This is a genomic window from Nocardia sp. NPDC003693 (assembly GCF_053981095.1).
Genome location: NZ_JBSFNO010000035.1, coordinates 1 through 25,288, shown reverse-complemented (window position 1 = coordinate 25,288; position 25,288 = coordinate 1). Strand labels below are relative to the sequence as shown.

Here is a 25,288-nt window from a genome sequence, read left to right as displayed (position 1 = left end):
CGATGAGTGACATACCAGAGACGACGCGACCGAAACGATCGGCCGCCGCGCTCGCGCACACGGCCCAGGGAGGACCCCGCTGTGACAATCGCTATCACCCACCGGGCGATGACAAGTGACATCACCCCCGAATTCGCCATTCGCGGTAAAGGCGAACAACTCTGGTCACTGAGCTGGCTGCCCGCTCAGACCCTGACCCGCGAACAGGCCCGCGCGGGAATGGAATTGGACGAGATCCTGTCCGACCCGGATGTGGTTTTCGACGACGACGCCCACTGCGAGGCCGCCGATCGCGCCGCGGCCCTGGGCATTCTGGTCGAGCACGCGGTCATCATGCTCGCCCAGCGCATGGCCGAACGTACCCACCCGCGCGCGGCCACCGCTCGCCCCGAGGACGTCGGCCCGGCCGAGGCGGTGATGGCCGGCTGGTACAGCACCCCGGCCCCGCGCACGCCCGCCGCCTCCGGCGCGCGGTCGCGGCATCTGTGGGCGTGAGGGCGATCAGGTGCGGGTGGTGTGTCCCGCGCCGACCGCCTCGGACAGGGTGGCGTACCCGTGCGCGCGCAGCTTGGCGGCCAGTCCGCGATGAATGCGGCGCGCCCAGAACGGCCCGCCGTAGATGAATCCGGTGTAGCCCTGCAGCAGCGAGGCCCCGGCCAGGATGCGTTCGAAGGCCTGGTCGGCGGTTTCGATTCCGCCGACCGAGATCAGCACGAGGCGATCGCCGACGCGCGCGTACAACCGGCGCAGTACCTCGAGCGAGCGGTCGGCCACCGGCGCCCCGGACAGTCCGCCCGCCCCGAGCGCGGCCACGGCCTCGGCGTCGGTGTTCAGCCCGTCGCGGCGAATGGTGGTGTTGGTGGCCACGATTCCGGCCAGCCCGAGTTCGACCGCGAGGTCGGCGACCGCGTCGATGTCCTCGTCGCTCAGATCGGGGGCGATCTTGACCAGCACCGGCACCGACACGCTGTCCAGGACCGCGCGCAGCAGCGGGCGCAGCGAGGCCACCGCCTGCAGGTCGCGCAGGCCCGGGGTGTTGGGGGAGCTGACGTTCACGACCACGAAGTCCGCGAGCGGGCCCAGGAGTTTGGCGCTGATCGCGTAGTCGTCGGCGGCGTCCTCGGGTTCGACGATCTTGGTTTTGCCGATGTTCGCCCCGATCGGCACGCCGCCGGGCCGGCGCCCGGCCAGGTGCGCGGCGGCGGCTTCGGCGCCGTGGTTGTTGAACCCCATGCGGTTGATGAGCGCGCGGTCCGCGGGCAGCCGGAACAGGCGCGGCGCGGGATTGCCGGGCTGGGCCTGGGCGGTGACGGTGCCGATCTCGGCGTAGCCGAAACCCAGTGGGCCCCAGGCGTCGGCGCCCTCGGCGTCCTTGTCGAATCCGGCCGCGAGCCCGAGCGGGGCGGGGAAATCGACCCCGAACACGCGACTGGCCAGCGTGGGTTCTTGCGCGACAAGCAGTTTCGAGGTCAGCCGGCGGCCGGGAGCGAAACGGGTGGCGAGTTTCATGGCACCGAAGGCCAGGTGATGGATGCGCTCGGGAGGGAGCAGGAACATCACCTTGAGCAGCAGGGCGTACAGGCGCTCGGACATGCGGGTTACATCACCGCCTCGGGTGTCGGGGATAGTAGTGAACTCTTTCGCCTGCGCAGCAGGACGCGGCGGCTGCCGTCGGTGTAGGCGCGCACGCGCGATAACTCCCAGCCGCCGAACTCGGCCTGGATGCTCAGGCGCATGGAGGCGGTGACGCGGTTCATCTCCGGGGGCAGGCGCAGGGGTACGTATTCGTACTCGTCGCTGGATTCCTCCCAGCCTGCCGGTAGGTCGCGCGCTGATCGCGCAGATCGTGAGGCCCGAGCCATCACTGCCCTCTCTTCCGCTGGTCCGCGCCGATCCGCTGCAGACCGTCGCCGGTCGCGGATCCCACGAACATGTCACCGGTGCGGTCGTCGATGGTCACCGAGTCGGGCTGGCGCACCGTCGGGTAGCGCCCCACCTCCACCGGTATCCCCGTCGACAGGTCGTAGCCGACGACTTCGTTCTGGCCTGTCAGCGTCACCCACACGGTCTCGGACCGCTGATCGTAGGCGAGTGCGTAGGGCGAAGAGCCTACCGGGAAACGCTGGTGCAGGACCAACGGATCGGCGGTGTAGACCAGCAGTTCGCTGCCCAGGGTGTCGGTGACGATGCGGCGCCCGAAGTGGTCGCCGATCATGTGGGTGGCCCCGTCCCCGGCGCGCAGGGACAGTCCGGGCCGATCCTTGTCGAGGTTGAGTTCGGTGATGATGGTCTGGCGGCGGTCCAGCACGACGATCTGATCGCCGGTGGCGTCGATCTGATCGGCCGAGACCAGGCCCGAAACGCTGTGCCGCACGGTCCCGTCCGGCTTCAGGACCAGGACCTTGCCCGAGCCGAGTCCGGCGACCAGGTCGCCGTCGGCGCGGCGGGCGACCGCGCGCACGTCCCCGTCCACGCGCACCAGGGCGCCGAGTCCGGTCGCCGCCTCCACGCGCAGGACGGCGTCGGGGACCGCGACCAGGATTTCCCCGGGCGCGCCGGGCGCCAGGTCCGCGGCGTTGCCGGGCAGGGTGAGGGTGGTGCGGATACGGTCCGAGCCCGGATCACGCAGGCGCAGTACGTTTCCCGGCTCGATCACCTCGGCCAGGATCCCGGTCTGCGGTTCGCTGAACAGGGCCTCGATGGGGGCGCCGGCCGTCACGGTGCCGGCGGGGGCGGTCGCGGGGACCGGCGCCGCGGCGGGGGTGGGCGGGTCGATGGTGGGCTTGTCGGTGGTGTCCTCGTCCGAGGAGCATCCGGCCAGCAGGGTCAGCACGGCCACGCCCGCGAGGGCCGACCGGATCCAGCCGCGACGGCGCATGCAGCGAACTCCTTACCTGACCGACAAAATCATGCGTGCTCGTTAATCTGACCATGATCCCCGACCCGGGCCGATGGGCGGGGGTGCCGGTGACCGGCGCGCCGTGACGTGGGGCACCCCGGGTCCGTTCCCGCATGACCGGGGTTCCCCGGTTCGCCCGCGGCCAATCCCGGGTACCCGATCCGGGCGGGTCGCATGACATGACATGGGGTTTCGCGGGTGCTGTCGGTGGGCACGGTTACCGTGGAGGGTGCATATGGGCTGGGTCAGGGAGATCTGTTGGTGAGCGAGCACATCCCGGGCGTGCCGGGTTTCGCCGTGGAGGACGTGACCGTGGGCGTGTACGCGCACGGGTTCGGGGTGACCGGTGACGGCCGGTCGTTCGCGTTCCGCACCGTGCGCTCGACCCTGACCCTGGAGATCTACCGGCCCGATCTGGACACCGAGGTGCCCGCGGCCGAAGACGTGGTGGCAGTGGCGGTCACGCGGGTCACCGATATCGATCTCGACGACGAACGCAGTGTGGTGGCGCTGGTGCGCGACCTGATCCCGCAGGCGGCGCCGGTGCCCGCGCCCGGGGAGGGTGTGACCGTGCGCGCGCTGCTGGGGCGCCTGGGCGCGGTGATCGACGGCATGTGAGGGCGCGCCCGCGCGGGCGGGGCTGTGACGCAGAGATCATCGGCGCGGCGCGCGCATGACAGACTGTCGGCAAGCAACCGCAGTTCGAGCCCGAGGATGTTGATGGCCTTTCCACGCACCCCCATCGCCACCGCCGCCGTTGTCCTCGCCGTGCTCGGCGTCGCCGGGTGCGGTGGCGGATCCGGTGACGACGCCTCGGTGGACGCGGCGCGCTCCTCGGCGTACGCGGCGCTGAGTTCGTCGTCCGCGGCCGCGGCGGCCACCAGTGCCGCGCGCCCGCCGATCCCGACCGCGGCGGAGTTGGACGCGCAGATCAAGTCGGCCCTGGATCCGACGCTGCCCGATGCCGAGCGCACCGCGCTGATCGAGGACGGGGAGGCGTTCAAGGACGCGATTCCGGACATGTACAAAGCGCTGCAGGACAATCCGCGCGCGGTGTACGGGGTCAAGGATCCGGTGTTCGACAATCACGACGGCACGCTGACCGCGACGCTGAGCCTGGACAAGGACGGCACCGGCTCCAATGTGCGCACCACGGTGGTGCATTTCGTGAACAAGGACGGGCGCTGGCAGATCTCGCGCACCGATCTGTGCGGCATTCTGCGCTCGGCCGACTATCGCACCAGCGCCTGCGGCTGATGCTCGAATCGGGTTCGCTGCGGTGGGGGCGTTTCATCCACCGGTATCGGTTCGCGGTGTTCGCGGTCTTCGGATTGCTGGTGCTGGCCTCGGGGTTCTACGGGCGTGATCTGGGCGATCACCTGACCCAGGAGGGCTGGTTCGACGAGAGCAGCGAATCGGTGGAGGCCTCCAAGCTCGCCGATTCCACGTTCGGGCGGGACACCGACTCGGATCTGATCGTGCTGTACACCGCCCCGGCGGGGCTGACCGTGGACGACGAGCCGGTGCGCTCGGCGGTGGCCGCGGAGCTCGAGCGCCTGCGCACCGAGTACGGCGAGCAGATCCTGAAGATCGACTCTTATTGGGACGGCCCGCTGATGGGCCAGTTCGCCGATCCCGCGCGCACGCACGCGTTCGCCAGTATCGGGTTGCGCGGTGACGGCGGGACCGACACGGTCGAGAACTACATGGCCGTCAAGGATCACTTCGGCGCGGGCGCACCGGGCGCCGGCCCGGGTGGGACGACGGTGCAGCTGGCGGGGATGCAGCCGGTGGTCGAGGGCATCAACACCGGGATGCAGGACGACATCCTGCGCGCGGAGATCATCGCGTTGCCGATCGTGGCGCTGCTGCTGTATTTCGTGTTCGGCGGGGTGATCGCGGCGCTGCTGCCGGTGCTGATCGGCGGGATGACGATTCTGGGCAGTCTCGGGATCATGCGGATGCTCACGAACTATCTGCAGGTGAACGTGTTCGCCTCGGCGGTGGTGACTTTGGTGAGTTTGGGGTTGGCGATCGACTACGGGTTGTTCGCGGTGACCCGGTTCCGCGAGGAGCTGGCGGCGGGGCGGACGGTGGAGGAGGCGACCGCGCGCACGATCGCCACCGCGGGGCGCACGGTGTTGTTCTCGGCGGCGATCATCGCGGTGAGCCTGGGGGCGTTGTTCATCTACCCGAACGGGGTGCTGCGCTCGGTGCCGCTGGGCGGTATCTCCTCGGTGCTGCTGGCGGCGGTGTTGTCGGTGACCGCGTTGCCCGCGGTGCTCTCGATCGTGGGTGAGCGGATCGATTTCCTGGGCTGGAAACGGTTTTCGAGTCTGCGCAGCGCCGCGCAGATCGATGCCGGGTTCTTCTCGCGGCTGGCGCTGTTCGCGATGCGCAAGCCGTGGCTGGTGATCACCCCGATCGTGTTGATGCTGCTGGCGTTGATCCTGCCGTTCCGCAACATCGAGTTCGGCGGGTTGAGCGAACGCTATCTGGCCTCGGACAACGCCGCGCGGGTGGCGCAGGAGGATTTCGACGCCACGTTCCCGCAGTTCCGGACCGAGCCGTTGAAGCTGGTGGTCACCGGCGCGAACGCCCAGCAGCTCAGCGATATCCGGTACGAGGCCAATCAGGTGGCGGGTCCGTGGATGACGGGTCCGTTCGATCCGGTGGCCCCGAGCAAGGACGCGATCACGGTGCTGGGCAGTGGCCTGGCCGACAAACGCGACGCCGATACGGTGATCGCGGCGCTGCGCGATATCGACACCCCGCCGGGGGTGCGGGCGATGGTGGCCGGGGTGCCCGCGCTCGAGCGGGACAGCATCCTGGGGTTGATCGAGGGGTTGCCGTTGCTGGCGGGGATTCTGATCGCGGCGGCGCTGGCGCTGATGTACGCGGCGTTCGGGTCGATCGTGCTCGCGCTCAAGGCGGTGGCGATGAGCGCGCTGTCGCTGGGGTCGACGCTGGGCATTCTGACGTGGATCTTCGTCGAGGGGCACGGGGCGGGGCTGTTCGATTTCACGCCGGGGCCCTTGATGTTCGCGGTGCTGGTGTTGATCGTGACGGTGTTGTTCGGGCTCTCGACCGATTACGAGGTGTTCCTGCAGTCGCGGATGGCCGAGGCGCGCAAGGACGGGGCGTCCGCGCAGGAGGCGATCCGGTACGGGATCGCGCACACCGGCGGGGTGATCACCTCGGCGGCGGCGATCCTGATCGTGGTGACGGGGGCGTTCGGGTTCTCGGATCTGGTGCTGATGAAGTACATCGCGTACGGGATGATCGCGGCGTTGGTGTTGGACGCCACGGTGATTCGGATGCTGCTCACCCCGGCGGTGCTGAAGCTGGTGTGGAAGTGAGCGCGGTCAAGGCCGGCAATCTGCTGGTGATGTTCGTCCTCGAGCTGACGGTGCTGGGGTCGGCGGCGTTCTGGGGTGCGACGGTGCCCGATCCGGTGCCCGCGCGGATCTTCGCGGCGGTGGCGGCGCCGACGGTGTTCATCGTGGTGTGGTCGTTCTTCGGGGCCGCGGCCGATGCCCGCTATCCGCAGACCGGGTGGCGGCGGGCGCTGCTCGAGCTGGTGTGGTTCGGCGGGGGCGCGGTGGCGCTGGGGTGGGCGTGGACGCCGTGGGCGGGGGTCGCATTGTTCGTGGTGTGGGCGGTCAACGCGGTGTTGCGGGTGGTGTGGGGGCAGGTCGGGCAGGTGCCCTGAGGCCGGGCTCAGATGTCGCCGAACGCCTTGGCGTACTGGATCTTTCCACTGGGCAGCGGGGTGTTCGGGTCCAGGCTCAGGGCCATGAGCGCGTCGTCGGGGACTTCGACGTTCATGGCGATGCCGTGGATAGAGGCGCGGGTGAAGCCGAAGCGCGGGTAGTAGGTGGGATGCCCGAGCACGGTCACGAACGTCTCGCCCTGGGTCTTGGCCGCGGCCAGGCCCGCGCGGGTCAGGGCCTCGCCCATGCCGCGGTTCTGGTGTTCGGGCAGGACCGAGACCGGCGCCAGGCACAGCGCGGGGGTGGCGCCGATGTGGTTGCGGGTCAACAGCACGTGTCCGATGGGGGTGTCGAATTCGTCGACCGCGACCAGGGACAGGGCCGGGATCCAGCCGGGGTCGGTGCGCAGGGCGTCGACGAGTTCGGCTTCGGCGCCGGTGTCGAAGGCCGCGGCCACGATGTCGTGGACGGCGTCGTGGTCGGCGGGGTTCTCGGCACGGATCGTCCAGGTGGGGGTGCGCACAAGGACCGCACGCTACCCGACCCGATGGCGAACCTCCAGCTATTCGAGTGTGTGGTCAGTGGTTTGCGTGGCGTCCGCGCACCGGCAGGACCAGTTGCGCGCCGGTGGTCGGGTGGTCGAACACGTCGACCGGGTGCTGGTAGACGCGGGTGAGCAGCTCGGCGGTCAGGACCGCGCGGGGTGGGCCGTCGGCGGCGACGCGCCCGTCCTGCAGGACCGCGACGCGGTCGGCGTAGGCGGCGGCGACCCCGAGGTCGTGCAGGACCACCACGACCGCGGCGCCGGCGGTGGCGCGTTCGCGGGCCAGGCGCAGGACCTGTTCCTGGTGTCCGAGGTCCAGGGCGGCGGTGGGTTCGTCCAGTAGCAGGGTGGCGGTGTCCTGGGCCAGGACGCGGGCCAGGGCCACGCGGGCGCGTTCGCCGCCGGACAGGGCCGGGAAGGTGCGCCCGGCCAGGTGCTGCACGTCGGTGGCGGCCAGGGCGGCGGCGATGCGGACCTCGTCCTCGTGTTGACGCGGGGTGCGGGTCCAGGGGGCGCGGCCCATGGCGACGACTTCGCGTGCGGTGAAGGGGAATCCGACGGTGTGGTTCTGGGGCAGGACCGCGCGCCGGCGGGCCATGTCGATCGGGGCCCAGTGCGAGAGGGGTTTTCCGTCGAGGGTGACGGTGCCGGCGCTGGGTTCGAGTTCGCCGGCCAGGGCGGCGAGCAGGGTGGATTTGCCGGCGCCGTTGGGTCCGACGAGGGCGACGATCTGTCCGGCGATGACGTCGAAGTCGACCCCGGACAACACTTTCCGGCCGCCGCCGCGTTCGAGGTCGACTCCGCGCGCGGACAGGGTGATCGCGCCGGGCGCGGGGGTGTGGGGTAGGTCGTGCTGCCGGGTGAACAGGGCGGTGAGTTTGTTGGTGGTGGTCATGCCCAGCCTCCCGCGCGGGCGCGGGTGCGCCGTAGCAGCCAGAAGAAGAACGGTCCGCCGACCAGGGAGGTGAGCATGCCCAGGGGCAGGTCGGCGTTGTGGACCAGGGAGCGGGCGCCGATGTCGGCCGCGACGAGCACGACCGCGCCCAGGATCGCCGAGAGCGGGATAAGCACGCGGTGCGCGGGTCCGACGAGCATGCGCACCAGGTGCGGGACGATCAGGCCGACGAACAGGATGATGCCGGTGAACGCGACGCCGGCGGTGGCCAGGATGGCGACCACGACGATGACGTTGCGGCGCAGGCGTTCCACGTCCACGCCCAGGTGCGCGGCTGCGGATTCCCCGAGCGCGAGCAGGTCCAGGCGCGCGGCCATGACGATCGCGGCCAGGACCCCGGCGGCGGTCAGGGGCGCGACGATCGCGACCGAGGACCAGGTGGAGCCGTTGAGGCTGCCCAGTTGCCAGAACACGATCTGATCGCGGGCGGCGGGGGAGGCGGTGAACAGCAGGAACGAGATGAGTCCGCCGGCGAAGGCGTTGATGGCCACGCCGGTCAGCACCAGGGTGACCACTTCGGTGCGCCCGTTCGAGCGTGAGAGCGCGTACACCAGGAACGTGGTGATCAAGCCGGCGACGAACGCGCCCGCGGCCACGGACCAGGACGCGACGAACGCGCCGCCGACGACGATGACGGTGCCCGCGCCCACGGCCGCCCCGGCCGAGACGCCGATGACGCCGGGTTCGGCCAGGGGGTTGGCGAACACGCCCTGCAGCAGGGCGCCCGCGGTGGCCAGGGCCGCGCCCACGAGCACGGCCATGACCACGCGCGGGAACCGCACCTCCCACAGGGTCAGATCTCCCGCGGGGTGCGCGGGCATGGGCCCGAAGTCCAGGCCCATGCGGTGGAACAGGCTGCCCGCGACCTCGGCGGGGGTGGTGGGCACCTGCCCGACCGCGGCCGAGATCAGCGCCAGCACGAGGAGGGCCAGGACGGCGGCGGTGAAGATGAGCGTGGTCCGCGACCACGATCCGCGCCGCGCGGGCGTGGCTCGTGGGGTGTTCGTCGAATTCGTGTGCGGTGCCGGGGTTTTCGTGAGATCCGGCACGGGCGGTACTGCGGGCCGATCCGGGGGGTCGTGGGGGGTCATGCGGTCTTTTCGCCGTAGACGGCCTGGGCCAGGGCCTGCACGACGCGGCCGGTGTTGGGGCCGAAGGACAGCAGGACCACGTCGGACATGTCGACCACGCGTTTGTTCTTGCCGGCGGGGGTCTGGGCGACGCCGGGGATCTTGGCCAGCCCGTCCACGCCGCCGACCGAGGACAGGCCGTCGCTCATCACCAGCAGGACGTCGGGGGCGGCGGCGATGAGGGCTTCGCTGGTGATGGCGATGAACGGCTCGCTGACCCCCGACGCGGTGCCGGCGTCGACGCCGCCGACGGCGGTGATGAGCGAGTCCGCGCCCGAGCCGGGGCCCGCGATCATGGCGATGGCGGTCGAGCGCAGGTACAGGAACGCGATGCGCGGTTTCGGGTCGCGGACCGGGACCGCGGCGGTGGCGGCGTCGATCTCGGCGCGGGTGCGCTGGCCCAGGGTCCTGCCCGCCTCGGGGACGCCCAGGGCGGCGGCGACGGCTTCGATCTGCGGGACGACCCCGTCCATGGTGCGCTGGGGGTCGAAATAGACCACGGTGATGCCCAGAGCTTTGAGCTGGTCGCGCATGACCGGGGTGGCGCTGGTGGTGTCGGTCAGGAACACCGAGGGGCGCAGCGCGGCAATGGCTTCCACGTTCAGGGTGCCCGATCCGGCGGTGACGTTGGGCAGGTCCTTGACCGCGGGGAAGGCCGCGGAGGTGGAGCGGCCCACGAGGTTGGGTCCGAGTCCGAGCGCGACGACGGTCTGGGCGAGGGTGCCGTAGCGGTCGGCGGCGATGATGCGGTCGGCGGCGGTGACGGTGACCTCGCTGCCGTCGAACGAGCGCACGGTCACCGGCAGGACCGGGACCGGGGCGGGTGCGAGCGGGACGGGGTCCAGGTCGGTCAGGGTCGCGGTGGCCGGGCCGGTCGGGCCGGTGGCGGAGGTGCTGTCGCCGGTGCCGCAGGCGGTGGCGCCGATCAGCAGACCGGCGCCCAGCAGCACCGACACCGTTCGCAGGAGCACGGCCGGGCGACGCTTCACGGAAGACCTCATGCAGGTAAGGCTAACCACGGGTCATTCGGTGCGTGCACTGACGTCTCCGAGTGCGGCCGCGATGGCGCGCGGCAGCTCCAGCGTCTCGGCAGCAATCACGCCGGTGAGCTGGCCGATGTCGCGGGCGCCCACGATGAGCGAGGTCACCCCGGGCTGGTCTCGCACCCAGGCCAGGGCCACGGCCAGGGGTGAGGTGCCCAGTCCGTCGGCGGCGGTGACGACCGCGTCGACCACGCGTACGGCCAAATCGTCCAGGCGCGCGGTGATCTCGGCGGCGGTGGCCTCGTCGGCCCCGCGCGAGTCCGCGGGCACCCCGTCGCGGTATTTGCCGGTCAGGATGCCCCCGGCCAGGGGTGCGGTGGCGATGACGCCGATGCCGTGATGCTGTGCGGCGGGCACGAATTCGTGTTCGACTCCGCGCGCGAGCAGCGAGTACGGGTGCTGGGCGGCGGTCAGGGGCGCGGTGGCCGCCAGGGTCGCCAGTTGCCAGCCGTCGTAGCCGCGCGCTCCGGCATAGCGCACGCGCCCGGTGCGCACCGCGTATTCGAGTGTGGCCGAGACCTCTTCGAGGGGGGTGTGCGGGTCCCAGGCGGCCACGGTCCACAGGTCCAGGTGGTCGACCCCGAGCAGGGTCAGGGTGCGGTCGAGCTGGCGCATCATGGTGCGCCGGGAGGCGTCCACGCGCCAGCGAGTCGGGGCGGGCGCGGGTCCGGCGGCGGGGTTCACCCGCACCGGCACCTGGCCGGAGCAAACACTGAGCACCAGATCGTCGCGCCCGATTTCCTTGACCAGCGGGCCCAGGATCTGTTCGGCGGCGCCGTCACCGTAGGCGGGCGAGCAGTCCACGAGGGTGCCCCCGGCCTCGGCGAACGCCATCAATTGCGCGCCGGCGTCCTCGGCGTCGGTCTCGCGGCCCCAGGTGTGGGTGGCCAGCCCGATCCGGGAGACTCGAAGTCCGCTGCGTCCCAGCGTGCGCTGTTCCATCACCGCGCTTGCTCTTTCATCACGGCACCCAGCCTAAGGGCACGGGTCCGCTGTTCCGGGGTATGCCTCGCGGCGACCGTAAATGCCTGCGCGTCTTGGACAATCGCCCGGCACCGCGGGTGGTGCTCGCGCGCGGGCCGATACCGCGCGCGCGGTACCCGGGGACGCACCGCTGTCGGGGATTCGGCCCTGCCCTGTAGGGTCGCTGCGGTGTTCGGCGGTCGATACCGCCGCAGGTGGGCGAATTGTCCACCGGCAGCCGACGATTCGGGATGGGAGGTCGTGTGGTCGTCGAGTCGATGACATGGATACAGGCCCTGGTGTTGGGCGCGGTGCAGGGGCTCACGGAGTTTCTGCCGATCTCGTCCTCGGCGCACATGCGCATCGTGTCGGCGGTGTTCTTCGGCGACGACGCCGGCGCCTCGTTCACCGCGGTCACCCAGCTGGGCACCGAGCTGGCGGTGCTGGTGTATTTCGCCAAGGACATCTGGCGGATCCTGGTGGCCTGGTTCAGCACGCTGTACATGCAGGTCACCGGTACCCGGCCCGCGCCGCTGCCCGCTTCGGAGCAGCTGACCGCGCAGTTGCCGATGTACACCGACGGCACCCTGGACTACGACGCGGAGTACGAGCTCGATCCCGATGCCCAGCGCGAGCTGGACTATCGCATCGGCTGGTATGTGATCATCGCCACCATCCCGATCGGGGTGCTGGGGTTCCTGTTCAAGGACGAGATCCGTACCGGCGCACGCAATCTGTGGTTGATCTCGGTGAACCTGATCCTGTTCGCGCTGGTGATCGCCGCCGGTGAGTACTACGGGCGCAAGGTCCGCCCGATCGAACAGCTCACCACCCGCGACGGCCTGGTGATGGGTTTCGCGCAGTGCCTGGCGCTGATCCCGGGCGTGTCCCGCTCGGGCGCGACCTCGACCGCGGGGTTGTTCCTGGGGCTCAAGCGCGAGGCGGCGGTGCGGTTCTCGTTCCTGCTGGCCATTCCCGCGGTGGTGGCCTCGGGGTTGTTCAGTCTCCCCGATGCTTTCGAACCCGCCGGTGAGGGCCTCAACGCCTCGGGCGCGCAGATCCTGGTGGCCACGGTGGTGGCGTTCGCGCTGGGCTATGCCTCGGTGGCGTGGTTGCTCAAGTTCGTGTCCAAGCATTCGCTGGACTGGTTCGTGGGCTATCGCATCGTGCTGGGCCTGGTGGTGATGGCGCTGCTGGCGACCGGCGTCGTGCAGGCGACCTAGTCGGTAGGCTGTCCCGGTGACGGTGATCCTGTTGCGGCACGGCGTCTCCACGTCGAACACTGCCCACACTTTGGCTGGTCGGAGCGCCGGTGTCGATCTCACCGATCGAGGTCGTGAACAAGCGCAGAATCTGGTGCAACGGCTCGGGGCCCTGCCGATCGAGCACATCGTGTCCTCTCCGCTCTTACGCTGTCAGCGAACGGTGACCCCGCTGGCGGACAAGCTCGGGCTCGAGGCCGAACCCGATGAGCGGTTGCTCGAGGTCGATTACGGCGACTGGACGGGCCGCCCGTTGAGTGAGCTGGTGAGCGAGCCGCTGTGGAAGGTGGTGCAGCGTCATGCCTCGGCGGCGGTGTTCCCCTCGGGAGAAGGCTTGGCGCAGGTGCAGTTCCGTGCGGTCGCGGCAATCCGCGAGCGTGATCGGGTCTTCGCCGAGAAGCACGGTGGTGACGTGCTGTGGGTGGCGTGCACGCACGGCGATGTCATCAAGTCGGTGCTGGCCGACGCGTTCGGCATTCACCTGGACGGATTCCAGCGCATCGTGGTCGAACCGGCGTCGGTCAGCGTGGTCCGCTACAGTCCAACCGCTCCGTACGTGTGGCGGGTGAACGATACCGGCGCGGATCTGTCCAGCTTGGCGGCGATTTCGCCGCAAACCGGTCGCGAATCGCGATCGGGGCCGGTGCCCGGAGGTGAAACGGGTACCACCGGTAGTACGGGTAATGGGGATGCCGAGCACCCCGATTCTTAAGGTGAACAGCTGTCAGGAGGTGCCATGGGCCGAGCTATCCATATTTTCCGCACCCCCGATCGTTTCATCGCCGGCACCGTCGGCGAGCCGGGCGACCGCGCCTTCTACCTGCAGGCCGTGCAGGAGCCGCGCGTGGTCAGCGTGTTGCTGGAGAAGCAGCAGGTGAAGGTTCTGGCCGATCGGATGGGGTTGCTGCTGGACGAGGTGCAGCGCCGTTTCGGCACGCCGGTGCCGCCCCAGCCCTCGGATGTGGCCGATGTCGCCCCGCTGGTGACCCCGATCGAATCCGAATTCCGGGTCGGCACCATGGGTTTGGGCTGGGACGCGGACGCGGGCGCGGTGGTGGTGGAGTTACTGGCGATCACCGAGACCGAGGTCGACGAGTCGGTGGTCCTCGATGACACCGAGGAGGGCCCGGACGCGGTGCGGGTGTTCCTGACCCCGATCCAGGCGCGGGAGTTCGCGTTGCGTTCGACGCGGGTGATCGCGGCCGGGCGCAAACCGTGCCCGCTGTGCGGGGAGCCGCTCTCAGCGCAGGGGCACATGTGTGTGCGCACGAACGGGTACAAGCGCGGTGACATCTTCGGCGCGAGCGACGACGAGGCCGAGGACTGAGATGAGTTCGGATCCGCTGTACACCGCGGACCTGTCGGTGATCGGGCAGGTGACCACGGCCTCGAACGTGACCCTGGTGTGCGCGGCCGGGGACCTGCGGGTGGTGTACAAGCCCGAGCGCGGGGAGCGCCCGCTGTGGGATTTCCCGGACGGCACCCTGGCCGGGCGCGAGGTGGCCTCGTATCTGGTCTCCGACGCGCTGGGCTGGGGGGTGATCCCGGAAACGATCCTGCGCGAGGGGCCGTTGGGTCCGGGGATGGTGCAGCGCTGGATCGAGGTGATCGAGGAGCCCGAGCGCACCGATCTGGTGGATCTGTGCCCGGTGGGCGCGGTGCCGGCGGGGTATCGGGAGGTGTTGCGGGCGCTGGATCCGGGTGGGCGCCCGGTGTCGCTGATCCATTCGGTGGACGAGCGCCTGTATCGGATGGCGGTGCTCGATGTGCTGATCAACAACGCCGACCGTAAGGGCGGGCACGCGCTCGAGGGCCGCGACGGGCGCGTGTACGGGGTCGATCACGGGATCTGCCTGCACGCCGAACCCAAGTTGCGCACGGTGCTGTGGGGGTGGGCGGGGGAGCCGGTGGCCGATGAGTTGCTCACCGACATCACGGTTTTGGTGAAGGCGCTCTCGGGTGAGCTGGGTGGGCGGTTGAGCGAGCACATCACCGATGCCGAGATCGAGGCGCTCGAGGCGCGCGGGCGGGCGTTGCTGGAGAATCCGGTGATGCCGTTGCCGGCCTCGCAGCGCCCGATTCCGTGGCCGGCGTTCTGATCCTGTCGTCACGGTGACCGGGTCCGCGAGCGGGCGTGCGGGCGGTGGGATCGGAAAAACGTTGTAAGCATCATGATTTCAAGCATTGACGTGTGTGTACCGGGCAATAAGGTGCTGGTCGGGGTGGCCTTACCCGCCGATAGCGGGGCGGGTGTGCGCGGGGGCGGGCGGGTCGCGTACCGGGGGCACCGTTAACCTGAAATCCATGCAGTCCTGGTCCGATATCGCTGTCCCGACCGTCCCCGGATCCGGACCGCCGTTGCGGTTGTTCGACACCGCCGACCGGCAGGTCCGCCCGGTCACCCCGGGCAAGACCGCCACCATGTACGTGTGCGGCATCACCCCCTATGACGCCACCCATCTCGGGCACGCGGCCACCTATCTGGCCTTCGATCTGGTCAACCGGTTGTGGCGCGATGCCGGGCACGAGGTGCACTACGTGCAGAACGTGACCGATGTGGACGATCCGCTGTTCGAGCGGGCCGCGCGGGACGGGATCGACTGGCGGGATCTGGGCGCGCGTGAGGTGGAGCTGTTCCGGGAGGACATGAGTGCGCTGCGGGTGGTGCCGCCCGCGCACTACGTGGGTGCGATCGAGTCGGTGCAGGAGGTCGTGGAGCTGGTCGACAAGCTGCTGGCCTCGGGTGCGGCGTACGTGGTCGACGACCCGGAGTTCCCGGACATCTATTTCCGGCACGACGCGACCGAGCAGTTCGGCTACGAGTCGGGCTATGACCGGGCGACCATGGATCGGTTGTTCGCCGAACGCGGCGGTGATCCCGAGCGCGCGGGCAAGCGCGATCCGATCGACGCGCTGCTGTGGCGGGCCGCGCGCGAGGGTGAGCCGTCGTGGCCGGCGCCGTTCGGTGCGGGCCGCCCGGGCTGGCATATCGAGTGCGCGGCGATCGCGTTGAATCGCATCGGCACCGAGTTCGACATCCAGGGCGGGGGCAGCGATCTGATCTACCCGCATCACGAGTACTCCTCCGCGCACGCCGAGGCGCTGGTCAAGGGTCGCCGGTTCGCCCGCCATTACGTGCACGCGGGGCTGATCGGCTATCAGGGCGAGAAGATGTCCAAGTCGCGCGGCAATCTGGTGTTCGTGTCGAAGTTGCGCCGGGCGGGCACCGATCCGGGTGCGATCCGGCTGGGGTTGTTCGCGGGTCACTACCGTCAGGATCGCGAGTGGACCGATGCGACCCTGGCCGAGGCGCTGGCCCGCCTGGACCGCTATCGCGCCGCGGTCGCCCTGGCGTCGGGCCCGTCCGCCCACGACACCGTCGCCCGGGTGCGCCAGCATCTGGCCGATGATCTGGATACACCCAAAGCCCTGGCGGCCCTGGACAATTGGGTAAACCAGGCACTGACCTACGGTGGCCCCGACGCCGAGGCTCCGGCGCTGATCCGCGATACGGTCGATGCCCTGCTGGGTGTTCGCCTCTGAATCGGTTCCGGTAACCGGCATTGCGCGTCGGCCCGCTCGCACCAGCACGGTGCGGGCGGGCCGAGGTCGTTGCGCGCCAGGCTCGTACGGACGCTCGATCCGCGTGATCGGCGTGCCGCGGCGGACGGGTTGTCATAGCCCAGCCGGGCGATGCGTTCGGCGCGGGCTCGTGACCCGGGAATCGCGGTCGGCGAGTGCGTCGCGGTGAGCCGGACCCTCGCGTGGTGTCGTGGGCCGGTGGCGTCGCGGAATACGGTGCCCGGATAGCGGCGTCGGTCGTCGAAATCCGAACGCGTCGGCGCGGTCTCGCGCCTTGCCCCGCGGTGGCGCACAGCGCGCGGGTCGCGTCACCGGCCGGGTGGCGGTGTCGATGCCGGCGGTGTGCGGGTGGTCGGTCGATCCGGGGCCGATGCCCGCCGGTTCGGTCGCCGATCTCACCATGTGGGCGGCGGGTCCCGTTCGGTCTTCCGGACGGCCACTCGGGGGCGATACGGTGAGGCTTTCACTCTCTCACCCTCAATGAGGAGGTTCGACGGTGACCGAGGTTCCCGGGTTCGGACGGTTGCGCACGGTGCTGGCGCAGGGTCGTGTGGTGCGCAAGCAGATTCGAGCCGGGGGTGATCTGCTGGGGGCGGTGCGCCGTGATCCGCGGATCGTGCGGGATCTGGTGGCCGGGCTGACCGGGCGCGAGAGCGCGCCGGCCCCGGTGACCGAGCTCGGGGACCATGTGCCGCCGGCGGGGCTGGGCGAGTTCACCCGGACCGCGCACGCCGCCCAGGCTCTCGAGGTCGACCCGGGCGTGGCGGCGCGCTATCTGCTGGGGCTGCAGCACATTCCGGACTGGTTCACCTTCCACGCGGGCTGGCGTGGGGAGGCGCCCGGGCCCGCCGAGACCGGGGCCGAGTTCGTCCAGGTCGCCAAATTCATGGGCATTCCGGCCGATCTGCGCTGGACGGTCGCCGCGGTCTCCGACACCGGGCTCGAGCTGCGCGGCACCGGCCCGCAGGGGTTGAGCCTGGCGCTGTGGACCTCGGTGGTGCCCGAGGGCACGGGGTCGATGGTGTATCTCGATGCCGGGCTCGCGGGGCCGCCGATCGAGGGCCCGCTCGGGGGGACGGTGGCGCGCAGTCTCGGTGAGGCACTGACCGATTCGCTGGCCGCGCTGCCCGCGGTGCTGGCGTCCGCGCCGGCCGAGCCGGTGCGTGCCGCGCGCAAGGCGGTGCGGCATCGGGCCTCGGGCGTGGTGCTCGCGCCCACGACGCCGGTGCTGGTGGGTGTGGGTCAGGTGGTGACCCGCACCCCGGAGGCGGACTATCCCGATCCGTCGGCGCTGGCGGTGCGCGCGCTGCGGGCCGCGGCGCAGGACACCGGCGCCGGGGTGGAGTTGCTGGGGCGTGCGGACGCGGTGTTCACCGTGTCCCCGACCTCGTGGCAGTACCGGGATCTGGGCGCGCTGGTGGCGCGCGGGGTCGGTGCGGGCGCGGTGGATACGGTTCAGTCGAGCCCGTTCGGCGGGGACGGCGGCCAGTTGGTGATCAACGAGGCCGCGGCCGCCATCGCCGCCGGGGACTACGAGATCGTCCTGGTGACCGGCGCCGAGGCCGGGGCGACCGCGGCCGCGGCCCAGCGCGCCGGGATCGATCCGGGCTGGCCGGTGCAGGAGTCGAGTGTGCGGCCCACGCGCACGGTCGGTATCGACAAGCCCGCCAACAATGCCGCCGAGACCAGCGCGGGCCTGCTGGCCCCGATCAACATGTACGCCCTGATCGAGTCCGCGAACCGGCATCGCCTGGGCCGCTCGATCGGCGAGCACGCGCGCGCGGTGGCCGAGTTGTGGTCGCGGTTCTCGGGTGTGGCCGCGGCCAATCCGTACGCGTGGGCGCCGCGCGAGGTCTCCGCCGAGGAGATCGCGACGGCCTCGGAGGCCAATCGGATGATCTCGTCGCCGTACACCAAGCTCGAATGCGCGAATCTGACCGTCGACATGGCCAGCGGCATCATCGTGACCAGCGCGGCCGCGGCCGAGGCGGCCGGGATCGCGCAGGACAAGTGGGTGTTCCTGCACGCGGGCGCCTCCGGCAGCGACGACTGGTTCGTCAGCGAGCGCACCGAGCTGGCGGCCTCGCCCGCGATCGCGGCCCTGGGGTCGGCGGCGCTCTCGCATGCCGGGATCGGCGCGGACGAGCTCACGCACGTGGATCTGTACGCGTGTTTCCCGGTGGCGGTGCAGATCGCCGCGCGCGAGCTGGGCTTGCCCGCCGATGATCCGAAGCGCCCGCTGTCGGTGACCGGCGGGCTGACCTTCGGCGGCGGCCCGGGCAACAACTACGGCGGGCACGCGGTGGCGACCCTGGTGCAGCGTCTGCGCGCCGAGCCCGCCGCCTACGGGCTGGCGACCTCGCTGGGCTGGTATCTGACCAAACACGCGCTCGGGGTGTATTCGGCGACCCCGCCCGCCCGCGCCTACGAGCATCTGACCCCGGTGATCGAGCATCCGCCCACACGCCGAGCCCGCACCGGCTACCAGGGCCCGGCCGTGGTGGAGGCCTACACCCTGCCCTATGACCGTGACGGGGAGCCCGAGGCGGCGATCGTGAGCCTGCTGACCGCGGCCGGTGAGCGAATCCTGTTGCGCACCACCGATTCCGGCACCGTGACCGCGCTGGCCGACTCGGATTGGCTGGGTCTGCCGGTCACCGTCGAGGGCGAGGCCCTGCGTGCGGAGGGCACCGAGCGGGTCGCGCTGCCCGCGCCGCCGCCGGCGCCGGTGCTGATCGAACGCCGCGGCCACATCATGATCATCACGATCAATCGCCCGCACGCGCGCAACGCCATCGACCTGGCCACCGCGCGCGGGATCGAACGCGCCATCGACGCCTACGAGGCCGATCCCGGGTCCCGCATCGCCATCCTGACCGGCGCGGGCGGCTATTTCAGCGCGGGGATGGATCTCAAGGCGGCCGCGCGCGGGGAGGTGCCGATCACCGAGAAGCGCGGCATCCTGGGCCTGGTCGCGCATCCCCCGCGCAAACCGTTGATCGCAGCGGTGGAGGGCCCGGCGCTGGCCGGGGGCTGTGAGTTGGCGCTGACCGCGGATCTGATCGTGGCGGCCGCGGATTCGGTGTTCGGGATCCCGGAGGTCAAGCGCGGTCTGGTCGCGGTCGGGGGCGGGGTGCTGCGCCTGGCACAGCGCCTGCCGCGCGCGATCGCGATGGAGCTGACCCTGACCGGTGATCCGATCACCGCCACGCGCGCGGCCGATCTCGGGTTGATCAATCAGGTCGCCGAACCCGGTCGGGCGCTCGAGGCGGCCCTGGCGCTGGCCGAGCGGGTGGCGGTGAACGCGCCGTTGAGCATCGACGCGGGCAAGCAGATCATCGACCAGAGCCCGGACTGGTCGGTCGAGGAGGCGTTCGCCGAACAGGGGCGGATGGCCGCGGCGGCACTGTCCTCGGAGGACGCGGGTGAGGGGATGCGCGCGTTCGTGGAGAAGCGCCCGCCGGTGTGGCGCGGCCGCTGAGAGGTACGCCGGCCTCGAAACCGCCGACGCGGCAGGCGATGTGGTGCACACTCTCGGTGTCGCGTATCGCCCCAGGCCGGTACGCGCCCGAGTAGGAAGAACGATTGTCGATGAGCTCCGCGATTCCCGGGGAATCCACCCTCAAACTGCACCGTGACGGCCTGGCGCTGACCGCCCGCCATGCCGGTCCCGCCGAGGCGCCGCTGGTGGTGCTGTTGCACGGTTTCCCCGACACCCCGCACACCTGGGACGGGCTCATCCCGCACCTGCTCGAGGCCGGCTATCAGGTCCTGGCGCCGTGGTTGCGCGGCTACACCCCCGGCTCGGCCGCGCGCCGCGCCCGCTACGACCTGCTCGCGGTGGCCGAGGACATCGCCGCGTGGCGGCACGCCCTGGGTGATCCGCCCACCCATCTCATCGGGCACGACTGGGGCGCGTTCGCGACCTTGATGCTGGCCAAAGGTGAACCCGCGCACTGGCTCTCGGTGACACTGCTGGCGATCCCGCCGTTCGGCGGCGGGTTCGCCCCCGCCATCGCCCGCTATCTGCCCGCCCAGACCCGCATGTCCGCCTACATCGCCCTCATGCAGTCGGGTGCGTCACCGCGCCTGCTCACCCGCGCCGACGCCGCCCTGGTGCGCCGCCTGTGGCGGCGCTGGTCCCCGGGCTGGTCGTTCACCGACGCCGAGTTCGCCCCCACCGCACGGGTTTTCACCGACCCCGCCCTGGCCTACGCGACCACCCGCTACTACCGCTCCCTGTTCCGGTTCCACCGCGCCCCCACCCGCGCGTTCCACCGCCGCCTGATGGCCGCCCCCGCCCCGCTCCCGACCCTGGTCCTGTCGGGCCTGCGCGACGGCTGCCTGTCCCCGGGCCTGGTCCGGGTCCTGAGCGCCCACGCCGGCGCCGACCTGGTCCAGCTCCCGGACTGCGGCCACTTCCTGCAGGCCGAGCAACCCGCCGAGGTGGCCGCCCACCTGCTACCCCACCTGAACGCCCATTCACCCGGGCGATAGACCCACGCACGCTGGAACTCCCGGCCGCACCGGAACCCGACGCTCGCGCAGGCTCGGGTGCTCAGGCCGGTTCGGACGGTGTCGGCGCAGGACCGCGAGAAACCACCGGATGAGCGCGAACCGATCAACCGCGACCGACAGCGCGCCCGCGCCGCCCTATCGGCATCCTCACCGGGGATAGCAACCGACCCGGCCGCGAGCGGTGTCCCAAGCGCGGGGAACCATCGGCCGCCGGCATCGAGTACGCACGGCCCGTGACTGCTCGGGTGGGCGAGTTGAAGTGTTTCCCGCGCCGGACACTTGGACGAACGGGCGAACGAGCCGCGGCGAGTGTGTCCTGCTCCGGTTGCGGGCACTCGAGTAGTTTCGCGGTGGGCGGGCGGGCCGAGGGTGGGCAGGATCGCAGCCATGAGCGATGAATCGGGTACGGCGGGAACGGTTTCGGACCGGGTGGGGGCGCGGCGGGTGTGGGATCTGGTAGCGGGGTGGTGTTTGCTGGCGGTGGCGGCGATGCTGGCGGTGGGGACCGGGGTGATCACGGTCTTTTTCTCGATCGCGGACGCGGACTGTGAGTTTCGGGCGATCGAGTGCCGGCCCGAGTTCATCGGGTGGGCCATGGGTGTGTCGTGGGGCGGGGCCGTGGTGGGGGTGTTCGGGGCGTTGGTGATGGTGATCGCGGGGACGGTGCGCGAGCGGGTGGTGTGGTTCTGGCCGGTGCTGGGGATGGTGGTGATCGCGGCGGGATTCGGGCTCGGGGCGGTGCTGATCGAGCAGGTCGTACCGAAGTAGCGGGTCGCCGGTGGCAGCCTCGTAGGGCTCGAGCGGGGCCACCGCTACCGGACAGGGAGCGCCGGTGGCGGGGAAAAGCGGTTACCGGGAGGTGGACTCATCGTCCCCGAGGAAGTTCGACTCGGGTTGCGCGCCTCGGCCGCTTCCCGCGTGCGGCGGGCATTGACTTCGTCTGCCGCACAGGGGGTTCGGTGCCCGGGTCAGGGCAGGGCCAGGGCGGTGAGGGCGTCGGCGAACATGACGCTCTTGATCGCGGTCAGGGTGCCCTGGTCCTTGGCGCCCAGGGGGGTGAGCAGGTCCAGGGCCGTGGGGGTGAGGGCGTCGAGGTCGGCGACGGCGTCGACGATGTCCAGGGTCAGGGCCTGGGGTGCGGGGAAGCGGTGGGCGGTGGTCATCGAGGCGATGGCCGCGCGGGGGGTGAGTTTGGCTTGGATGAGCGCGGCCATGCCCTTGGTGAAGGGGATGCGGATGTCGGCTTCGGGGAAGCAGAAGAAGCCGCGGTCCGCGCGCATGACGCGGTAGTCGTGGGCGATGGCGAGCATGGCGCCGGCGCCGAAGGCGTGCCCGGGCAGGGCCGCGGCGGTGGGCAGGGGGAAGGCGAGTACGCGCGCGAACAGCGCGTGGACGCGGGCGACGTACCACTGGGCGCGGTCGCCGTTGGCTGCGAGCCAGTCCAGGTCCAGGCCGTTGGAGTAGAACTTGCCGCTCGCGGTGGTGATCAGCGCGTGCGCGCCCTCGTTCACGACGGTGTCCAGGGCAGTCTCGACGGCGGTGAGCCAGTCGGGGGTGAAGCGGTTCTCCCCGTCGCCGAGGTCCAGGACGGCGATCTTGTCGTGGTGGGTGAGGGTCGGGCTCATGGCGTGTCCTTCGATCGGTGTGTTCAGCGGGGTGTTCGGGGTGCGGGTCCCACGGCCAGGACCGCGCGCACCGCGGCTCGTAGCTGGGTGCGCGCGACGGGGTCGGCGAGCCGGTCGCGGTCGAGCAGGATCGCGGTCGGCAGGTCGACCAGGCAGATGGTCAGGGTGTCCACCGCGCGTGCGTCCCTCCGTCCCCACAGCGCGTGCGCGAGCTCTTTCATCAGCTCGATGAGCCGGCGGTCCAGTGCGGTGAGTTCGGCGGTGAGGTGGTCGGGCAGTGGGTCGGTGAGCAGGTCGTCGCGGCGCAGGGTGAGCAGCAGCCGGGAGGAGGCGGGGAATCGTTCGGCGAAGACCGCGGGGGCGTCGGCGGCGGCCACGACCGCGTCGGTGTCGTCGCCGCGGTGCGCGTCCACGAGTTCGCGTTGCACGCTCAGGAAGCGTTCGGCTGCCCGGATCCAGGTGCGCGCGCACAGCTCGGCGCGGGAGGAGAACGTGTGGTAGAGCGCGCCGTTGGACATGCCCGTGGCCGCGGCGACCGCGCGGATGGTGACCGCGGCGGGTCCGGTGGCCGCGACCAGGGTTTCGGCGGCGTCCAGGACGGTGTCGGGGTCGTAGGTGCGGGGGCGGGGCATGCCACGAACCATAACAGAGCAAGTGCTCTGTTATGGGTGTGAGGTGGGTCTCGCTAGAGCTCCGGCACGGCGGCCGGCTCGTGCACGCCCTCGGACAGCACGGGGGAGTACATGCGCTCGATCGCACCGGCGTACTTGTCCGCGATCGGGCCGCGCCGCAACTTCATCGTCAGGGTGATCTCGTCCCCGCCCGGCTCCCAGAACACCGGCAGGATCGTGAACCGCTTGACCTGCTCCACTCGCGACAGGCGCGCGTTACCCGCGGCGATCCCGGCCGCGATCTGCTCGATCACCCCCTTGTCCACCGCGAGCGCGCCCGCCGAGGCATCGGGCAGATCATGGTGTGCGGCATAGGGTTGCGCGGATTCGGCGTCCAGCACCACCAGCGCGGTGTTGTAGGCGCGCGCGTCCCCGATCGTGGCCAGCGCGCCGATCAGCGGGGTACTGGCCTTGAGGGTGTTCTCGATCGTGGCCGGGGACATGTTCTTGCCCGCGGCGTTGATGATCAACTCCTTCTTGCGGTCCACCACCCGCAGATACCCGTCGGCGTCCTCGGTGATGATGTCCCCGGTGTGCAGCCACCCCTCGGAGTCCACCGCCTCGGCGGTCTTGCCGGGCTCCTTGCGATAGGCCCGCATCAGCAGCGGCCCGCGCACCAGGAACTCCCCGTCCGCCGCGATCCGCGACTCGAGCCCGGGCAACAGGGTGCCCACGGTGCCCAGGCGCGCGAGCTCCGGTGGGCTGACACTGGCCACGCAGGTCAGCTCGGACATGCCCCACACCTCCGAGATCGGGATACCGAGCCCGAAGAAGAACCCCAGGGTCTGCGGTGGAATCGGCGCCGCCCCCGACAGCGCCCACCGCAGCCGATCCAGGCCGAGCCGCTCCCGCAGCCGCGACAGCACCAGCTCATCGGCGCGCGCCCACTCCGCGGCGTGGGCCGCGTCCGGCTCCGCCCCCGCCAAATGCGCCTCGGCCTTGCGCCCGGCCACCTCGAGCGCCCAGGTCATCGCGGCCTTGCGCGCGGGATCGGTTTCGGCGGCGACCGCGAATTCCACTCCCGCCTTGAGCTTTTCCCACACCCGCGGCACCGCTCCCCAGATGGTGGGCCGCACATCTGCCAGCGCGGCGGGCAACTGCGTGCGATCGGGCACCACGGTGATCTGGGTGCCGAAGAACTCCTGCAGATACAGCGCGGTCACCCGGTCGGCCATGTGCGCGGTCGGCAGATAGGAGGTGATCCGGTCACCGAACTCGATCGGCATGACCGAGGCGTAGGCGCGGCATTCGAACGCCAGCGCCGCGTGCGTGATCTCCACGCCCTTGGGATGACCGGTCGTGCCCGAGGTGTAGCACAGGGTCACGATGTCCTGCGGGTCCACCGCACCCCAGGTGGCCTCGAAATCGAAGTCCGAGCGCGCCAGCGAGGTCAGCTGGGCCACCGACAGCGTCCCGGGCACGGCCCGGTCCACGCACACGATCGTCTCGATCGGCACGCCCGCGGCGCGAATACGGTCCACGAATTCGGCCTCGCAGCACACGATCCGGTTCCCGGCGTTGGCGAACACGTGCCCGAGCTGTTCGGGCGAGAGCGTGTTGTACACCGAGAACGAGGTCGCGCCCGCGTGCTGGGCGCCCACCTCGAGGGGATAGAACTCGACCCGGTTGGACATCATCAACGCCACGGTGTCCCCGCGACCGATCCCCAGCGCCGCCAGCCCACCGGCCACCGCCCGCACCTGCGCCGCGTACTCACCCCAGGTCAGGGACTGCGCGCCGCCGATCGAGCGCACCGCCACCGCCCCCGGATCGATCGCCGCGGTCAGCTGGAAGGCCGCACAGGACGTATTCGCCTCGCTCATAACACTTTTCCGATCACTCACCGCCGACTTTCTCAGACGGTAAGTCCTGCACGCCCGGCCCGTGTCCGCTTCGGCGACATCGCCACCGGACCGGCACCTCGCGGAAGACACAACGACTGCACGGCATTCGCGCTCCCGGTGCGAGATGTCCACCCGCCCAGGCCCGCCGGCCCGACCCGCACCGGGCGTGCGGGAGACACCGTGCGGGTCGGGCCGCCGCATCTCCCGCACGCCCGCGCGGCGGTCGTCCGGCGCCGGCCGGACCGGTGCGCGAGGTCCCCGGGCTCCCGACCGCACCCGCCGGCGCCGCCCGACACCCGGACCTCACACACCCCACCGAAGGGGAACCTAAGTGCGGCAAGACATTTGGGGCAATACCCCGGAACCGGGGGCTGGCAGCACACCCCGCGATCGGGTGTGATCGACACGTCGCACCCGCGCGGAGGGTTGTGGCCATGTCGTGCCGGCCACCAGGGCGGGTGGGTGAGGGCTTTCAGGTCGGTGATCAGCGTGTCGATCGCCGCGCGATTGGCCTTGTCGGTCAGCTTCGTGCCCGCGGG

At 70.8% G+C, this 25,288-nt stretch carries 24 protein-coding genes; 13 read left to right on the top strand and 11 right to left on the bottom strand.

All coding sequences use genetic code 11. The features are described from left to right. Positions 1–108: 108 nt before the first annotated feature. Positions 109–495: a hypothetical protein gene (locus tag ACWDOP_RS30020; protein WP_456347733.1), complete on the top strand. Its 387-nt coding sequence runs from the start codon at positions 109–111 to the stop codon at positions 493–495. A 6-nt stretch (positions 496–501) separates the two neighbouring features. On the opposite strand, the gene ACWDOP_RS30015 is transcribed toward ACWDOP_RS30020, so the two are convergent. The 3 genes from ACWDOP_RS30015 to ACWDOP_RS30005 are packed head-to-tail and all read right to left on the bottom strand — an operon-like array spanning position 502 to position 2,878. Further along, the gene (locus ACWDOP_RS30015; RefSeq protein WP_454208576.1) at positions 502–1,581 is read right to left on the bottom strand and encodes a quinone-dependent dihydroorotate dehydrogenase; all 1,080 of its coding nucleotides are present in this window, start codon (positions 1,579–1,581) and stop codon (positions 502–504) included. Positions 1,582–1,598: 17 nt separating this feature from the next. Next, positions 1,599–1,862 (bottom strand): DUF5703 family protein, encoded by a 264-nt coding sequence (locus ACWDOP_RS30010; RefSeq protein ID WP_454208551.1) that lies wholly within the window; start codon positions 1,860–1,862, stop codon positions 1,599–1,601. Beyond that, positions 1,862–2,878 (bottom strand): YncE family protein, encoded by a 1,017-nt coding sequence (locus ACWDOP_RS30005; protein ID WP_456347732.1) that lies wholly within the window; start codon positions 2,876–2,878, stop codon positions 1,862–1,864. Before ACWDOP_RS30005 ends, ACWDOP_RS30010 begins: the two co-directional genes overlap by 1 nt. 279 nt (positions 2,879–3,157) lie before the next feature. Here ACWDOP_RS30005 and ACWDOP_RS30000 point away from each other — a divergent pair, with 279 nt between their 5' ends. The 4 genes from ACWDOP_RS30000 to ACWDOP_RS29985 all read left to right on the top strand — a co-directional run bounded on the left by ACWDOP_RS30000 (position 3,158) and on the right by ACWDOP_RS29985 (position 6,611). Next, positions 3,158–3,517 carry a hypothetical protein gene (locus ACWDOP_RS30000; protein ID WP_456347731.1) on the top strand — a complete coding sequence of 120 codons (360 nt, stop codon included), beginning with the start codon at positions 3,158–3,160 and terminating at the stop codon, positions 3,515–3,517. Between the two features lie 102 nt (positions 3,518–3,619). Beyond that, a complete protein-coding gene (locus ACWDOP_RS29995; RefSeq protein WP_454208555.1) occupies positions 3,620–4,156 on the top strand; it encodes a hypothetical protein in 537 nt (178 codons plus the stop codon). Beyond that, positions 4,156–6,258, top strand: coding sequence for an MMPL family transporter (locus ACWDOP_RS29990; RefSeq protein ID WP_456347730.1), 2,103 nt, complete (start codon positions 4,156–4,158; stop codon positions 6,256–6,258). The genes ACWDOP_RS29995 and ACWDOP_RS29990 overlap by 1 nt, the downstream gene beginning before the upstream one ends. Continuing rightward, positions 6,255–6,611, top strand: a complete 357-nt coding sequence (locus ACWDOP_RS29985; RefSeq protein WP_456347729.1) for a YrdB family protein — start codon at positions 6,255–6,257, stop codon at positions 6,609–6,611. The genes ACWDOP_RS29990 and ACWDOP_RS29985 overlap by 4 nt, the downstream gene beginning before the upstream one ends. An 8-nt stretch (positions 6,612–6,619) precedes the next feature. On the opposite strand, the gene ACWDOP_RS29980 is transcribed toward ACWDOP_RS29985, so the two are convergent. Genes ACWDOP_RS29980 through ACWDOP_RS29960 form a run of 5 tightly spaced genes read right to left on the bottom strand, consistent with a single transcriptional unit; the run spans position 6,620 to position 11,226 of the window. Further along, a complete protein-coding gene (locus ACWDOP_RS29980) occupies positions 6,620–7,135 on the bottom strand; it encodes a GNAT family N-acetyltransferase (protein WP_456347728.1) in 516 nt (171 codons plus the stop codon). 55 nt (positions 7,136–7,190) lie between these two features. Next, positions 7,191–8,051 carry a heme ABC transporter ATP-binding protein gene (locus tag ACWDOP_RS29975; RefSeq protein ID WP_456347727.1) on the bottom strand — a complete coding sequence of 287 codons (861 nt, stop codon included), beginning with the start codon at positions 8,049–8,051 and terminating at the stop codon, positions 7,191–7,193. Next, positions 8,048–9,202 (bottom strand): FecCD family ABC transporter permease, encoded by a 1,155-nt coding sequence (locus ACWDOP_RS29970; RefSeq protein ID WP_456347726.1) that lies wholly within the window; start codon positions 9,200–9,202, stop codon positions 8,048–8,050. The genes ACWDOP_RS29975 and ACWDOP_RS29970 overlap by 4 nt, the downstream gene beginning before the upstream one ends. Then, entirely contained in the window at positions 9,199–10,242 is a 1,044-nt protein-coding gene (locus tag ACWDOP_RS29965; protein ID WP_456347725.1) for a heme/hemin ABC transporter substrate-binding protein, read from the bottom strand. Before ACWDOP_RS29965 ends, ACWDOP_RS29970 begins: the two co-directional genes overlap by 4 nt. A gap of 21 nt (positions 10,243–10,263) precedes the next feature. Next, entirely contained in the window at positions 10,264–11,226 is a 963-nt protein-coding gene (locus ACWDOP_RS29960; protein WP_454208563.1) for an aldo/keto reductase, read from the bottom strand. Positions 11,227–11,498: 272 nt separating this feature from the next. On the opposite strand from ACWDOP_RS29960, the gene ACWDOP_RS29955 reads away from it, so the two are divergent. From ACWDOP_RS29955 to ACWDOP_RS29920, 8 genes are all read left to right on the top strand, one after another. After that, positions 11,499–12,470 (top strand): undecaprenyl-diphosphate phosphatase, encoded by a 972-nt coding sequence (locus ACWDOP_RS29955; protein ID WP_456347724.1) that lies wholly within the window; start codon positions 11,499–11,501, stop codon positions 12,468–12,470. A 16-nt stretch (positions 12,471–12,486) separates the two neighbouring features. After that, positions 12,487–13,221, top strand: a complete 735-nt coding sequence (locus tag ACWDOP_RS29950) for a histidine phosphatase family protein (RefSeq protein ID WP_454208565.1) — start codon at positions 12,487–12,489, stop codon at positions 13,219–13,221. A gap of 24 nt (positions 13,222–13,245) precedes the next feature. Then, a complete protein-coding gene (locus ACWDOP_RS29945) occupies positions 13,246–13,836 on the top strand; it encodes a DUF3090 domain-containing protein (protein WP_456347723.1) in 591 nt (196 codons plus the stop codon). A gap of 1 nt (position 13,837) precedes the next feature. Continuing rightward, the gene (locus ACWDOP_RS29940; protein ID WP_456347722.1) at positions 13,838–14,608 is read left to right on the top strand and encodes an SCO1664 family protein; all 771 of its coding nucleotides are present in this window, start codon (positions 13,838–13,840) and stop codon (positions 14,606–14,608) included. 205 nt (positions 14,609–14,813) lie between these two features. After that, on the top strand, positions 14,814–16,052 hold the full coding sequence (gene mshC / locus ACWDOP_RS29935) for a cysteine--1-D-myo-inosityl 2-amino-2-deoxy-alpha-D-glucopyranoside ligase (protein ID WP_456347721.1): 1,239 nt from the start codon (positions 14,814–14,816) through the stop codon (positions 16,050–16,052). Between the two features lie 535 nt (positions 16,053–16,587). Beyond that, on the top strand, positions 16,588–19,572 hold the full coding sequence (locus ACWDOP_RS29930; RefSeq protein ID WP_456347720.1) for a crotonase/enoyl-CoA hydratase family protein: 2,985 nt from the start codon (positions 16,588–16,590) through the stop codon (positions 19,570–19,572). Positions 19,573–19,682: 110 nt separating this feature from the next. Then, complete coding sequence (locus ACWDOP_RS29925) at positions 19,683–20,588, top strand: alpha/beta fold hydrolase (RefSeq protein ID WP_456347719.1); 906 nt, start codon at positions 19,683–19,685, stop codon at positions 20,586–20,588. Positions 20,589–20,996: 408 nt separating this feature from the next. Next, a complete protein-coding gene (locus tag ACWDOP_RS29920; protein WP_456347718.1) occupies positions 20,997–21,377 on the top strand; it encodes a hypothetical protein in 381 nt (126 codons plus the stop codon). Between the two features lie 200 nt (positions 21,378–21,577). On the opposite strand, the gene ACWDOP_RS29915 is transcribed toward ACWDOP_RS29920, so the two are convergent. Genes ACWDOP_RS29915 through fadD11 form a run of 3 tightly spaced genes read right to left on the bottom strand, consistent with a single transcriptional unit; the run spans position 21,578 to position 24,728 of the window. Further along, positions 21,578–22,234 carry an enoyl-CoA hydratase-related protein gene (locus tag ACWDOP_RS29915; protein ID WP_456347717.1) on the bottom strand — a complete coding sequence of 219 codons (657 nt, stop codon included), beginning with the start codon at positions 22,232–22,234 and terminating at the stop codon, positions 21,578–21,580. 23 nt (positions 22,235–22,257) lie between these two features. Beyond that, positions 22,258–22,866 carry a helix-turn-helix domain-containing protein gene (locus ACWDOP_RS29910; RefSeq protein ID WP_454208574.1) on the bottom strand — a complete coding sequence of 203 codons (609 nt, stop codon included), beginning with the start codon at positions 22,864–22,866 and terminating at the stop codon, positions 22,258–22,260. Between the two features lie 53 nt (positions 22,867–22,919). Further along, entirely contained in the window at positions 22,920–24,728 is a 1,809-nt protein-coding gene (fadD11, locus tag ACWDOP_RS29905) for a fatty acid--CoA ligase FadD11 (protein ID WP_456347716.1), read from the bottom strand. Positions 24,729–25,288 lie beyond the last annotated feature (560 nt).

Bases quoted from the DNA above. Each gene is read 5' to 3' on its own strand.
- ACWDOP_RS30020 (WP_456347733.1), top strand. From the start codon at position 109: ATGACAAGTGACATCACCCCCGAATTCGCCATTCGCGGTAAAGGCGAA.
- ACWDOP_RS30010 (WP_454208551.1), bottom strand. From the start codon at position 1,862: ATGGCTCGGGCCTCACGATCTGCGCGATCAGCGCGCGACCTACCGGCA.
- ACWDOP_RS30005 (WP_456347732.1), bottom strand. From the start codon at position 2,878: ATGCGCCGTCGCGGCTGGATCCGGTCGGCCCTCGCGGGCGTGGCCGTG.
- ACWDOP_RS29995 (WP_454208555.1), top strand. From the start codon at position 3,620: ATGGCCTTTCCACGCACCCCCATCGCCACCGCCGCCGTTGTCCTCGCC.
- ACWDOP_RS29990 (WP_456347730.1), top strand. From the start codon at position 4,156: ATGCTCGAATCGGGTTCGCTGCGGTGGGGGCGTTTCATCCACCGGTAT.
- ACWDOP_RS29975 (WP_456347727.1), bottom strand. From the start codon at position 8,051: ATGACCACCACCAACAAACTCACCGCCCTGTTCACCCGGCAGCACGAC.
- ACWDOP_RS29970 (WP_456347726.1), bottom strand. From the start codon at position 9,202: ATGACCCCCCACGACCCCCCGGATCGGCCCGCAGTACCGCCCGTGCCG.
- ACWDOP_RS29965 (WP_456347725.1), bottom strand. From the start codon at position 10,242: ATGAGGTCTTCCGTGAAGCGTCGCCCGGCCGTGCTCCTGCGAACGGTG.
- ACWDOP_RS29960 (WP_454208563.1), bottom strand. From the start codon at position 11,226: ATGGAACAGCGCACGCTGGGACGCAGCGGACTTCGAGTCTCCCGGATC.
- ACWDOP_RS29955 (WP_456347724.1), top strand. From the start codon at position 11,499: ATGGGAGGTCGTGTGGTCGTCGAGTCGATGACATGGATACAGGCCCTG.
- ACWDOP_RS29945 (WP_456347723.1), top strand. From the start codon at position 13,246: ATGGGCCGAGCTATCCATATTTTCCGCACCCCCGATCGTTTCATCGCC.
- ACWDOP_RS29940 (WP_456347722.1), top strand. From the start codon at position 13,838: ATGAGTTCGGATCCGCTGTACACCGCGGACCTGTCGGTGATCGGGCAG.
- mshC (WP_456347721.1), top strand. From the start codon at position 14,814: ATGCAGTCCTGGTCCGATATCGCTGTCCCGACCGTCCCCGGATCCGGA.
- ACWDOP_RS29925 (WP_456347719.1), top strand. From the start codon at position 19,683: ATGAGCTCCGCGATTCCCGGGGAATCCACCCTCAAACTGCACCGTGAC.
- ACWDOP_RS29920 (WP_456347718.1), top strand. From the start codon at position 20,997: ATGAGCGATGAATCGGGTACGGCGGGAACGGTTTCGGACCGGGTGGGG.
- ACWDOP_RS29915 (WP_456347717.1), bottom strand. From the start codon at position 22,234: ATGAGCCCGACCCTCACCCACCACGACAAGATCGCCGTCCTGGACCTC.
- ACWDOP_RS29910 (WP_454208574.1), bottom strand. From the start codon at position 22,866: ATGCCCCGCCCCCGCACCTACGACCCCGACACCGTCCTGGACGCCGCC.
- fadD11 (WP_456347716.1), bottom strand. From the start codon at position 24,728: ATGAGCGAGGCGAATACGTCCTGTGCGGCCTTCCAGCTGACCGCGGCG.